This window comes from Bacillus cereus group sp. BcHK124, assembly GCF_027712065.1.
GTDB classification, from domain to species: domain Bacteria; phylum Bacillota; class Bacilli; order Bacillales; family Bacillaceae_G; genus Bacillus_A; species Bacillus_A pacificus.
The window spans coordinates 109,552-120,528 of record NZ_JAQFPJ010000013.1; the positions used below are offsets into that span (position 1 = coordinate 109,552).

Sequence of the window (10,977 nt, forward strand, 5' to 3'; positions counted from 1 at the left end):
TTACTTTACAATACCAACGCTTTTTCATCCTCTACTTGATAAAGGGCAAGCACAATTTCACTTATAAAAATGTTAACATTCTATAATATATTTTTATAAAGTTATTAATCATTATATATAGTTTTATATTTTTTATTTAAACAGCAATAGAAATACACGTTAGGGAGAAAAATTTAAATGTCTATTTACAAAGAAAACGCTACCCTTTTAAAGGCAATATCACATTCAATAAGAATCAAAATAATAATAGAACTTACTAAAAGAGGTCCATGCAATGTAAATCAAATAGCAGACTTTTTAGAAAGGCCACAGTCTACCACATCTCAACATCTAGCCGTAATGAAATCACAAAAAATACTAGCTAGCAATAGAAAGGGATACGAAACTTATTATAGTGTGCAAGATAAAAGAATAAATACCCTTATAGAGGTGCTATTAGGACAAAAAATCAAATGATTATAATAATCAACAAAATAGTAATTATCATATTTAAGTGCGGAGGAGAAATTTGTGGGAAATACAATAAAAGTAGGTACAATTATTCAAATCTTCTCTAATGAAAAATTAACTGGAAGAACCTATCACTAACATTGCCAAACAAACCAATCTTCTCGCATTAAACGCTGCTATTGAAGCTGCGCGTGCTGGAGAAAATGGAAAAGGGTTTGCAGTAGTTGCAGCCGAAGTAAGGAATTTAGCAGAGAAGTCGAAAGAATCCGCAAATGAAATTAATCATTTAATACAATTGATTCAAACAGATACAAAAGATACGGTGAATGTCATGCAAAAAGGTCAACAAAAGGCTACAGAAGGAAAAGAAGCTGCTTATCAAGCAGATCAAGCATTCTCATCTATTATGGTGGCTATTAATAAAATCACTAGCCAAATTCAAGAGGTATCTGCAGCAACAGAAGAAATGTCTGCTGGTACAGAAGAAGTTAATGCTTCTATATCAAGTGTTTCTGAAACTGCAACACAAATAGCTAAAGAAACCACTCAAACTGTACAGTCAATCCAATCACAAGCGGCATCAATTGAGGAAGTATCAAATCAATCTAACAACATAAAAGAAAAAGTAGAAGCATTATCAGAATTAGTTTCAAAATTTATTATTGAAACGCAAAAAAATGGAAAATAAAATAGGATAAACATAAAAAAACTACAGGTTCTTAATCAATTACAGACCTGTAGTTTTTTATTATGATTTATCTATTTTCAACCTTGGCCCTTCTTTTTTGTAAAACGAAGTGAAAGTAGGAGTAGTTCAAATCTTTTCAAACATTAACTATACTTCCTGGTGGCGGTCACTAAAAAATAATACCTACAAGTATTTGTAGTTGTTACTTTTAATTATTTAGGCTTGTAAAATATTTCGTATTTCTTCTATACGTAAATTTGTAAACTTTGCAATATCTTCTATTGGCATTCCGTTTTTATGCATACCACGAATAAGTTGCATTTTCCCTTTTTCAATCCCTTTTTGTTCTGCATAAGCAAACTTTGCGGCTTCATCCATCAACGCTTTCTCCCTTGCTTCATACGCTTGTCGGAAAGAAGAATCTTGACTCATACGTTCCCATTTATTCATCGCTTTTTGTAAAATAGGGTCTTGGTTCATCGCAATATCCTCCAATGTTTGAGTTAATTGTTCATCCTCATTCGCTGGAAGTAATAACAACCAACGAACAAAAGAATCTTCCCAGGGATTAACTTGTTCATTCCGCCACTGTTGCATGAGTTTTGGAATCTCCACAATATGAACTTCAATATCATCACTTAACTTCTTTTGTTGTTGCCGATTCCATAAGATTCCTGTTGTATGAAATGCTTCATATTCTGGAAACATTACAAAGTTTAATAAATTAATCGTAATGGTTTTGTGAAGAGAACTATATGGCATTCCCTTTTGTAGTTGGGATGTATATAGCCTTCCCCAGTAATACAAACTTCTCTTAATCATGTCATGATTGTTATTCAGCTGTATTTCTACATTTACCTTTGTTCCTGTATCTAATGTAGCGGAAATATCTAAAATCGATAATTTATCCTCTTCATGTTCTCGGTGCAAGTGTGGATCTTCTAGTTGTAACGAAACAATGGGTGATTCTAAAGATTCTTGTAACATCGCATTTAAAAAAGCAATGAGAATATCTTCATTTCCACTTGTGCCAAATAATTGTTTAAAAGCAAAATCAATGCGTAAATTCACTAATTGTTTGTTGGACATGGGTTTTCCTCTCCCCATCTCATATGATGTTTTTCTTTCATTGTACATAAAAGAGTGATACATATGCAAATAAGCTCTTATATCTGTGGACATAAGAGCTTATTTGCTACCATACATAATTAACAGATTAGTTGGCTTTCATAGAAATTGAAAGATTGCCTACGTAAGGAAAACTCACGTTTAGTATACAAAATACGAACAAAAATGCCAATACATAAATGTATTCAAGACAGTATATGACATTTGAAAAGTTGCTTCTAGATTTCTTTAAGAGTGTTTTTCATGAAACTTTACTTTTTACTTGTTTACGGGCTATCTTATGATAACGCCCATGCTTTACTACCTGTCTAGCATCAATTAACTCCTCTTCCATCATATCTGAAACCTCTACAACAATGGTATTCGTTAAAACTCTTACCACATATCCAGTTAATTGCAAGGAAGGATTCTTACGATAAGAAAATTGAACGCAATCACCAATTTTTACTTTTGCTGTATGTTTCATATAATAACCTCCTAAATTATCATTAATCATTCAGTAGATTTTTATGTTTTGTTTCTTCATACTGCTTAGCAAGTTTGTAAAACGAAGAACGTTTGATACCATATTTCTTCATGACTCCTACTGCTGTAATACCACCAGACTTCCATTCTTTATAGGCTTCAATAAATTCGGCTGTAATTTCTACTGGAGGACGTCCTAACCGTTTACCTTGCCTTTTAGCTAGAGCAATACCCTCCGCTTGTCGCTGTTTAATATCATGCCGTTCTTTTTCTGCAAAAGCAGATAAAATGGTAAGCGTTGCTTTCTGAATAGCACTTTGAATAACATCATTTGTACTCTTACCTGTGTAATTTACATTAATGAATGGTTCTTTTATAAATTGTAAATTAATCTCATGCTTTTCATAGTATCTGAATTCCTCGAGGACATCATTCATGCTTCTTCCTAGTCTAGTTAAAGAATCAAATACAATGGTATCACCTGTACGAGCAAGACGTTTTAACATTTGATAATTTTCGCGTTGCATATTTCTACTAGATTGTTTATCGATAAAAATATCTCGATCTTCTATTCCTAAATCTTTCATATTTCGAATTTGTCGTTCCTCATTTTGATCTTTACTGGAAACTCGTACATATCCAAATGTTTTGTGTTTCATTTCATACACCTCATAAATAATTATAACAAAAACATCTGTAAATGTTTATGTAATATACAGACATCCGTAAAATTCAAAACCAAACTTTATAGACACACAAAATACTTTCCATATCTTCGAATACATAATAATAAAAACCCGTTGATCTCATGTAGACATACTGAGATCAATGGGTTTTATCAGTTAAACTTTTTCTAATATTCTAAACAACCATTTGTAATTCCGTGCATACTTTATTGATAACAATACCGTTACAGGTATGTTAAAATCCATTTGACACATTGCTTTTGGGAATACAATTGCTATTATAATCGCAATTTATTTTCGACAATAAATAGGTTAATGTGTTTTCTTTTTCCTATCTACTATGAGGGTAGAATAGCATACTAAAAATAGCTTCTTTTTTGTAAAAGTTCTAAGATTCTAGTGCAGTAATTAATTGCTGACGTTCTTTATCTCTAAAAATTTTAATTTCATGTTTAAATTCATAATTTCCTTCTTCAAATCTAACCCATTCCTTACTTGTCCAATATATAACGTCTACATTTGCATCTAAAATTACCGAACATATGTCTACTAATTCTTCTTCATAAAATGGCGCTTCTTTTGCTAGTTCAAAAGCTAGTACTTTTGGATCCTTACTTTTAATTTGAAGTTCCCTTGAAGTTTGCCCTAAATACTGCCGTGGGGAGTGTAGGGATTGCACATGAACATTTTGAATTTCTTTAAACTGTGATGGAGAATGTATTGTAGCAGCAAATGTAGGTTTGCTCACTCCTATTGTTGTGCCTAAAGCAATAGAACCAATAATAAGTTTTTTAATCATTTTTCCAGCCCCTTTAATTATTTTGGATATGCTTCATTTTTATACTACGTTCATGTTCGTGTAAATGAAGATGATTTGACATGATTCATCATTTTTTTCAAAAACTGTATATTAATTAATCGCTATAAATTTACCAAAAACAAAAAAGTTTCCGTGAGGAAACTTTTTTGTTTTTGGTATACATTATATGTATAAAAATTAGTTTTAAAAATATTTACTTATTTGTTGATAAAATTGTATGTGGATATTGTTCCTACTATTAACTACACACATCTCATGCAAAGCCTCGCTACAACATAAACAAATTCATCTTATGACTGCGTTTCTTCTTACGAAAGTTTCTTCTTACGAAATTAAGTAATTGTTTCAATAGCTGGTTCGGGAATCATAGAATTACTTTCTTTCTCAGTCCTATTATTCTGTTCTTTTGCCTAAAATTCCAATATCCCCATTACTTCTTTCGTAAATAGTTTAAAATCAGTTAAATGTTTTTCAATAATTTGACGAACAATATCTAAATTTACACTTTGATAATCATGAACAGCAATATTACGAAATCCAACCATTGCTTTTAACTTATTTGCTAGATCAACGCTAAGTAATCCTGCTGTAACCAATAAATCAAAAGCCTCTCGACTAGATTGGGGTAGTCCTAATTTTTTCCCTGCAACAATATGCATTGCTAAATCAATACTCGCTTCACAAGCTCTTTGTATGTTCAATATTATTGAATCTTGTTTTGTAAAGTCCTCTAAATTTTCAGGGTTATTTCCATATACATCTTGGATTCTTTTTATACAACGCTCTATTGTAGAAATTTTATTTAAAATAACCTCATTCTTCATATATAGAACCTCTTTTCTTTATATCATCAAATACTATCTGTCTTTCTTCGTTCAATTTTGAATACATTTTTAAGGTTTTCATTTCAAAAATGACCTTACGTTTTTCATCTGAACAAAATATTGTCTTTCCTGTATGTATAATCTGAGCTTGAAAAACTGTAGAAGCTTCGGATAAATCAACTAAATCAACATCTCTATGAACAATGTTAGCTAACTCCTGTGCTAATAAAAAACGTTCATAGTTCCCTAAAGTTGTGTCACTTAAATAAGCTATATCAATATCACTATCTTCTCGTTCCCTGTTCTCAGCCGTTGATCCAAACACAATTATCCAATAGGGATTCACCGTCTCTTGTAATTTTTCTATAATAGCTGTTATCATACTTTGAAAAATCATCTCATTAATCCCCCTTAGTATACTTGAATTTTATTATATCATAACCAATGATAAGTCCTTTAAACTACCACAAATACTTAAATAAAATTAAGCCTTTTTAGTACTTAACTCCTCACAAAATTAGAAGTTTATTTCTGACCTAAATTATTATAGTTCAGGGGTAGGTATGTTGTAGTTTTGTATCTATTCAATACGCAAGGAATTTTCCGCACATCCCTTCAAGATATCATGGACACTGCTTCTCTGCCTAAAGGCGCTATTTATCGCCGATTTAAAAGCAAAGAAGAAATTGCATTGGCTGCACTTGATAAAGGTGGAGAAATCATATGGAAACATTTTTATGTGGCTATAGAAAATAAAGAAAATGTTATAGATAAAATCATCGCTATCTTCCTTGTATACCAAGATACGGTCAACAATCCCCCAATAGCTAATAGCTGGTGGGTATCCTTTACTTAATGTTGCAATTGAAAGTACAGATGTTTTCCCTGAATTACATGCTGCAGGTGCAAAAGGATATGATAATACAGTAGTACTAATGGAATCTCTTATTAAAGAAGGAGTCGAAAAATAAGAAATGAAAGATGATATAGATGTTATGTCACTTGCTTCTTTCATAGAAGGGGCTATTATGGCTAGTCAAGTAACAAAAATAATATACACCACCATTATTTTATAGAACAAGTAAGACATCTTCTTAATTCATATGCCAATTAACTCTTCCTAAACTACTTGTATATTTTAAAACAAAAAGACTCTTATGCTACTACGCATAAGAGCCTTTCTCACTATTATTATAAATAACTAGTTATATAAGAATCCTTTATACTAAGAAGTTCTTTCTACCATTATTCTGGGAAAATAAAGGTAGAGTCCCCTTCACTATTAGTGGAATCTTCTTTTGGGAATGTAATAGTAGATCCTTCATTTCCCTTATTCCCTTTATTTATCTCTGGTTCATCAGGAAATACAATGGAGGAATCATTACCTAAGTTTGGTGAAAAACCAAGTTTAGATAAAATGGCTTTTAAGTCAGGTAAAACACCAATTTTATCAGAGATTGGATCGTTAGATTTCGTCCCAGTACTAGGGTCACTTAAAATATCCCTAAGCTGGCTTGGTGTATATACTTTTCCCTGATTATTTTTTGCAATTCCTTGAATTGATGCAGCAGCACCAGCAATAATAGGTGATGCGCTAGATGTTCCACTAAAGCTAGAAGTATATAGATTTGTTGTAAATTCACTTGGTTTAGCATCTGTTGTATCTACTGCATTCCCCCATCCATACACATCCACTCTACTACCATAATTAGAGAAATATGAACGCTTATGAGGAACTCTTGCAGAAGCTGCTCCAACCATAATTGCCCCTGAATCTTTAAAATCAGGACTATTACGATTTAAAACTTGTTTACCGTTACGGTCTCTGAATTGATCTAAATCGTTTCCGCCGTTTGCACCTGCTTCAATAATAATAATTCCTTTATTTGCTCCCAGACGAATTGCATCAAATATATCCGGTTTTACTTCTACAGGAAGATAGTTCTTATCTCCATATCCATCGTAAGTTGCTTGTGCCTCTAGTAAAAGAATATCTCCAGCTTGCATATTGTTAACCGCACTTAAAATAGCATCAGCTGTATTATAATTTCCGTTATCCCTAATTTGAGATACAACCTTTACCTTAGCTTTGGGTGCGATTCCAATTCCGCCTATGTTATTATCCTCTGCCGAAACAATTCCTAAGACTGAAGTACCATGATCATGGTGCTCGCTTTTATTTTGTCCAGATATCAATTCAATCTTTTGATTCACTAAATCCTCATGACTAAATAACCACCCATACTCCATATCTACGAATGTAGTCCCTTTTCCATCCCCACCTTTTATGCTCCAGGCATAAGGTGCATTAATTCCTAATGGTGCTGGTTCAAGATAACCTTGTCTTGTAAGTCTAGGCTCATCATATGGGTTAACAGATAAATTTGGTAAACGCTCTTCTGGTGACGCCTCTTCTTCCTGTAAATACGCCGTTTCAACAAGAGATGATTTCTCAATTTTTGTAAGTAACGCTTGTACATCAATACCATCTTGAGTTTCTACAATATAGTAGTTTAGCAAATTAGAAGAAATATGATCAGAATCTTTTATTTCTTTACCTAGATTTTTAATTTCTTTAGGATTTAAAGAATTAAAAAGTCGATTTATAGTTACATTTGGATATTCAGCTAAAATTCCAATGAATTCAGGATCTTGTTTTTCTTCTTTAATGAATTTTTCTATTCCATCCTGATATGGTAAATTCGCTTCATTTTTAAATTTTAAAATTAATTGTTTAGTAGCTTGCTTATGTACAGTAGAATTCAATTGCTTATTTGAATAATTGTAAGTAGCTGCGTAGGCAACTTCTGATTTTTCACTTGGAAGTATACCACCTACTCCATTAAATGCTGTTAATGCAATTGAAGAAACTAGAATTCCCTTAAAAATTTTCAAAACGCACACCTCTTTTTATTAATATATAATTATAAAAAAATGTATATTACCTAATTTCTTTCTAGAAATATATTTTATATGTAGGTCTATATTTTCAACTCCATTCATTCTTAAATATTTGTTTATACATCATTCATAGAACTAACTCATGTCAATCCAATCTATTAATTTAGTTACAAACCTGTAACTATTATAGTTACAGGTTTGGTGAATAGTCAACCTTATATGTAATTTTGCATTGAAAATCATAGATACTTCTATAAACTTACCCTTAATTATTGTAAGAGAGATTGAGCTTCTATCATTTTAAGTAACTGCATATATGTAATATAAAACATATATGGGGGGTTAAAACGTGGTAATTTCAAGACAAGATTCTTGGACTAATGATAACGATTTACTTCTCGCATCAACAGTACTTCAGTATATTCGTAACGGTGGAACACAATTAGCTGCATTCAAAGAAGTAGCAAAACTACTAGCTAGAACACCCGCAGCTTGTGGATTTCGTTGGAATTCATATGTGAGAAAACAATACCAAGACGAAATACAACAAGCCAAACAACACCGTAAAGCGGGAAACAACATTCCTCTCTCCCAATCAGAAAAAGAAACAAACTCTTTGTCTATTACATTAGATGACATTATTCTCTTTCTACAAAATTATAAAGATGTAAATGAATTGACAATTTTACAAAATCAAATTGAAGCTTTAGAAGCTGAGAATCAATCCCTTCTACAACGTTTAACTATGTATGAAGAAGAGTATCATATGTTACTGAACCATATCGATAAGACAAGAAGTTTAATTGTAGTGGATTAAACCGCATAACTATTTTGATTTTCCAGTAGGACCTTCGCCCTCCAAAATTACTTTTAATAAAAGAAATTTGGCCTCTTGCAATTGATAATAAGTAAAATACACATACATAATGTATGTGTATTTTTAATTGGACTATTATTAAAAGAAATGTTTAGTCTATGTTACATCTTTTCTAATATTTCTTGTCTTTCGCACCATTTCGTTAGCTTTTCTAATGCTTTTTTAGATAAACGTTTTGTTTTATAATTGCAAAATCTAGATAATGTAGACGGAGAAATACTAATTTCATCTGCTATTTCACGAATACTTACTTTTTTTTCATTGTGTACTTTCAGTATTTGTTCACGGATCTTCTTCTCTATTTGTTCGACTGATTCTACAGTCTTCTTTACTTCTTTAACAACTGTTACTTCAGGTAATTGTTCTTGAAGTTCTTCTATACATTTCTTTCCGATTACCCTATCCATTGATTGCAGCATTTCCTCAGGCGGTAAAATCGTTATTCCTAAATTAGCGTAATAGTTTTTAAACCAATTACGTTTCCCAATTTGTTGTTCATCAAGTGGATCACTATACTCCCAATGAGAGATTACTTTTTCATTTTCTAAATCCATTAGAACATTTTCCAACTGTTCTCTAATGCGATTCGGCTTCCAATCTTTTGGGATATCCATTACTGCTAGCAGCCCTTTGTCCCCACCTATAGAATATGGCTTTTTCAATGATGAATACATTTGTCTAATTCTCCATTGCCATGTTAAGTATCGAATTAACCTTTTATGATATTTGTGTCTATAACTATTGTATTCAAGTGCTTTTTTAGATAATAACGCTGTTGTATTATTTGATCCGTATAAGTAATTGGTTAAAAAGCTGCCTGGCTTAATACGACAAGACTCAATGCCCATGTATTCATTAGTAACACTATGTCTCCACAATACAACTGAATCTAATACAAATAACCTTTTGATTACTTCACGTTTTAATTCTAAACGTTCTCCATCATCATCACGGTCATTTAATACTACTACCTCATTATCATCATTTAAATAGATAAAAATGCTTGCTAAAGCCGCAATTCTCTTTGCTATTTTAATTTTATCTTCCGCTCTATAGTATTCTTTATTTTTGACTACTGTTTTTGGAATGTTACACATTTCTAAAACTTGCTCATAAGAAAAATCAATGAATTCGTCTGGAGATTTTGCTTCGTTTATCCATTGTATTGTAATTGCATCTAAACAATCTGCCGTTAAATCATCCATATTACTCATTACATCATCGACAAGGGTATTCCACCGAGCAGCTTCTTCTATATTTGTAAGTCTTAAATCTTCATCTTTGTGTGAAGAAAGCTGAGCTACACCATTAGAAGATTTAGTTTCAATAGGATATTGTAAAACCTTACTTAACTCATCTTCTTCAAATTGATTTTTTGCAATCCCATCTCTTAGCTTATAATAAACAGCAGAGTTATTTACCTCATAATAATCCTCATAGTTTACTATGCTTGTCTTATCTATATTTTGATCATTTTCTACTACTATGGAACTTGAAGGTGCTACATCTTGAAATTCTTTTTCTATAAATCCTTCGATTTCTTTATATATTTCTTCCTTATAGGAATCAATTTTCGCATAAATTTGTACTAATGTAATACCGGATTCTTGCTTTTTTTCTAGCCAAGACACTAATGCAGTAAATGATGGAGATGCATGAGATGAGGTTAATACTTTATTATTATTGTTTTCAACATCTTTAAAGTATGCATTCCACTTATTCCATACTAGCTCATTTGTTTTATAAATTGGCTCAGAGATTAACAATGCATCTCGAAACATTTGTAATAAATTATCCACTTTATATCCCTCCCTAAACCATGGATCATAACAAAGTAGTTTTCATCATAAAATTCCTTACTACTATTATATTTAATTTATTGTAACAGATATTTACAAGGTTTTGCGTCTTTCTTCCCCTAACTCGTCATCTTGCAACATGGTTGCTCTTTCTCTTCCTATTTCTTCTCTACTTGCATTCCTTTTGCGCTTTGCTTTCCCTTAGTCCTCAATTTGCAACATGGTTGCTCTTTCTTTTACCTATTCTTCTTTACTTACATTTTTTTGCGCTTTGCTTTCCCTTAGTCCTCAATTTGCAACATGGTTGCTCTTTCTTTTACCTATTCTTCTTTACTTACA

At 31.7% G+C, this 10,977-nt stretch carries 10 protein-coding genes and 2 pseudogenes; 4 read left to right on the forward strand and 8 right to left on the reverse strand.

Annotation, left to right across the window (positions count from 1 at the left end):
* Positions 1-177: 177 nt before the first annotated feature.
* Complete coding sequence (locus tag PDK19_RS18685; RefSeq protein WP_046648601.1) at positions 178-456, forward strand: ArsR/SmtB family transcription factor; 279 nt, start codon at positions 178-180, stop codon at positions 454-456.
* 124 nt (positions 457-580) lie between these two features.
* Positions 581-1,138: pseudogene (locus PDK19_RS18690) on the forward strand (methyl-accepting chemotaxis protein); the annotation flags it as partial.
* Positions 1,139-1,354: 216 nt separating this feature from the next.
* Here PDK19_RS18690 and PDK19_RS18695 read toward each other — a convergent pair.
* From PDK19_RS18695 to mntA, 6 genes are all read right to left on the reverse strand, one after another.
* The gene (locus PDK19_RS18695) at positions 1,355-2,227 is read right to left on the reverse strand and encodes an Rpn family recombination-promoting nuclease/putative transposase (protein WP_046648599.1); all 873 of its coding nucleotides are present in this window, start codon (positions 2,225-2,227) and stop codon (positions 1,355-1,357) included.
* Positions 2,228-2,507: 280 nt separating this feature from the next.
* On the reverse strand, positions 2,508-2,732 hold the full coding sequence (locus tag PDK19_RS18700; RefSeq protein WP_000683046.1) for a DUF2187 family protein: 225 nt from the start codon (positions 2,730-2,732) through the stop codon (positions 2,508-2,510).
* A gap of 22 nt (positions 2,733-2,754) precedes the next feature.
* The gene (locus PDK19_RS18705) at positions 2,755-3,390 is read right to left on the reverse strand and encodes a recombinase family protein (RefSeq protein ID WP_000681164.1); all 636 of its coding nucleotides are present in this window, start codon (positions 3,388-3,390) and stop codon (positions 2,755-2,757) included.
* 415 nt (positions 3,391-3,805) lie between these two features.
* A complete protein-coding gene (locus PDK19_RS18710; protein ID WP_046648596.1) occupies positions 3,806-4,216 on the reverse strand; it encodes a hypothetical protein in 411 nt (136 codons plus the stop codon).
* A 431-nt stretch (positions 4,217-4,647) separates the two neighbouring features.
* The gene (hepT, locus tag PDK19_RS18715) at positions 4,648-5,061 is read right to left on the reverse strand and encodes a type VII toxin-antitoxin system HepT family RNase toxin (protein WP_046647635.1); all 414 of its coding nucleotides are present in this window, start codon (positions 5,059-5,061) and stop codon (positions 4,648-4,650) included.
* Positions 5,051-5,458: a type VII toxin-antitoxin system MntA family adenylyltransferase antitoxin gene (gene mntA / locus PDK19_RS18720; protein WP_000577223.1), complete on the reverse strand. Its 408-nt coding sequence runs from the start codon at positions 5,456-5,458 to the stop codon at positions 5,051-5,053. The genes hepT and mntA overlap by 11 nt, the downstream gene beginning before the upstream one ends.
* 177 nt (positions 5,459-5,635) lie before the next feature.
* Here mntA and PDK19_RS18725 point away from each other — a divergent pair.
* Positions 5,636-6,175 (forward strand): annotated as a pseudogene (locus tag PDK19_RS18725) (TetR/AcrR family transcriptional regulator).
* 131 nt (positions 6,176-6,306) lie between these two features.
* Here the strand turns inward: PDK19_RS18725 and PDK19_RS18730 are convergent.
* Entirely contained in the window at positions 6,307-7,956 is a 1,650-nt protein-coding gene (locus PDK19_RS18730) for a S8 family peptidase (RefSeq protein ID WP_046647639.1), read from the reverse strand.
* Between the two features lie 355 nt (positions 7,957-8,311).
* Between PDK19_RS18730 and PDK19_RS18735 the strand changes: the two genes are divergently transcribed.
* The gene (locus tag PDK19_RS18735; RefSeq protein ID WP_046647641.1) at positions 8,312-8,779 is read left to right on the forward strand and encodes an RsfA family transcriptional regulator; all 468 of its coding nucleotides are present in this window, start codon (positions 8,312-8,314) and stop codon (positions 8,777-8,779) included.
* A gap of 161 nt (positions 8,780-8,940) precedes the next feature.
* On the opposite strand, the gene PDK19_RS18740 is transcribed toward PDK19_RS18735, so the two are convergent.
* Positions 8,941-10,638, reverse strand: a complete 1,698-nt coding sequence (locus PDK19_RS18740) for a helix-turn-helix domain-containing protein (protein ID WP_046647643.1) — start codon at positions 10,636-10,638, stop codon at positions 8,941-8,943.
* Positions 10,639-10,977: the final 339 nt, after the last annotated feature.

Bases quoted from the DNA above. Each gene is read 5' to 3' on its own strand.
- PDK19_RS18695 (WP_046648599.1), bottom strand. From the start codon at position 2,227: ATGTCCAACAAACAATTAGTGAATTTACGCATTGATTTTGCTTTTAAA.
- hepT (WP_046647635.1), bottom strand. From the start codon at position 5,061: ATGAAGAATGAGGTTATTTTAAATAAAATTTCTACAATAGAGCGTTGT.
- PDK19_RS18710 (WP_046648596.1), bottom strand. From the start codon at position 4,216: ATGATTAAAAAACTTATTATTGGTTCTATTGCTTTAGGCACAACAATA.
- PDK19_RS18685 (WP_046648601.1), top strand. From the start codon at position 178: ATGTCTATTTACAAAGAAAACGCTACCCTTTTAAAGGCAATATCACAT.
- PDK19_RS18700 (WP_000683046.1), bottom strand. From the start codon at position 2,732: ATGAAACATACAGCAAAAGTAAAAATTGGTGATTGCGTTCAATTTTCT.
- mntA (WP_000577223.1), bottom strand. From the start codon at position 5,458: ATGATTTTTCAAAGTATGATAACAGCTATTATAGAAAAATTACAAGAG.
- PDK19_RS18705 (WP_000681164.1), bottom strand. From the start codon at position 3,390: ATGAAACACAAAACATTTGGATATGTACGAGTTTCCAGTAAAGATCAA.